Here is a 694-nt window from a genome sequence, read left to right as displayed (position 1 = left end):
GAGCCCGACGAGCTACCAGACTGCTCCACCCCGCGACGATATTTTTTAAATTTTATATGGTGGAGGATGACGGGCTCGAACCGCCGACCCTCTGCTTGTAAGGCAGATGCTCTCCCAGCTGAGCTAATCCTCCACATATTATATTGGTGACCCGTACGGGATTCGAACCCGTGTTACCGCCGTGAAAGGGCGGTGTCTTAACCGCTTGACCAACGGGCCAGATAATGGCGGAGAGCGAGGGATTCGAACCCTCGATACGCTTGTGACGTATACACGATTTCCAATCGTGCTCCTTCGGCCTCTCGGACAGCTCTCCATTTGGCTCCGCAAGTAGGATTCGAACCTACGACCTATCGGTTAACAGCCGATTGCTCTACCGCTGAGCTATTGCGGAATATAATTTTAATTTCAAGCCCTTAAGGCCAGCCTAGCGACGTCCTACTCTCACAGGGGGAAACCCCCAACTACCATCGGCGCTGAAGAACTTAACTTCCGTGTTCGGTATGGGAACGGGTGTGACCTCTTCGCCATCATCACTAGACCTATTATTTTGACTCATATTAGAGACAATGATTATTATATCATGATCTTTTATAAAGTCAACAGGAATTTTGATATTCCTTCAAAACTAGATAACAAACTGTGTTATGCAATTATATGATTAAGCCCTCGATCGATTAGTATCTGTCAGCTA

Annotated in this window: 4 tRNA genes and 1 rRNA gene; all 5 read right to left on the bottom strand. The window is 47.6% G+C overall.

Going from position 1 to position 694, the window contains the following annotated elements:
* Window positions 1-57 precede the first annotated feature (57 nt).
* Window positions 58-133 (bottom strand) — tRNA-Val (locus tag AAHB12_RS31190).
* Between the two features lie 11 nt (window positions 134-144).
* Window positions 145-219, bottom strand: a tRNA-Glu gene (locus AAHB12_RS31185).
* 6 nt (window positions 220-225) lie between these two features.
* A tRNA-Ser gene (locus tag AAHB12_RS31180) sits at window positions 226-316 on the bottom strand.
* Between the two features lie 3 nt (window positions 317-319).
* Window positions 320-394 (bottom strand) — tRNA-Asn (locus AAHB12_RS31175).
* A gap of 31 nt (window positions 395-425) precedes the next feature.
* Window positions 426-541: ribosomal RNA gene (rrf, locus tag AAHB12_RS31170) — 5S ribosomal RNA — on the bottom strand.
* Window positions 542-694 lie beyond the last annotated feature (153 nt).

This window comes from Bacillus sp. OTU530 (genome assembly GCF_038440375.1).
Note: the sequence above shows the minus strand (reverse complement) of the source record. Positions and strands in the feature narration are given on the sequence as shown.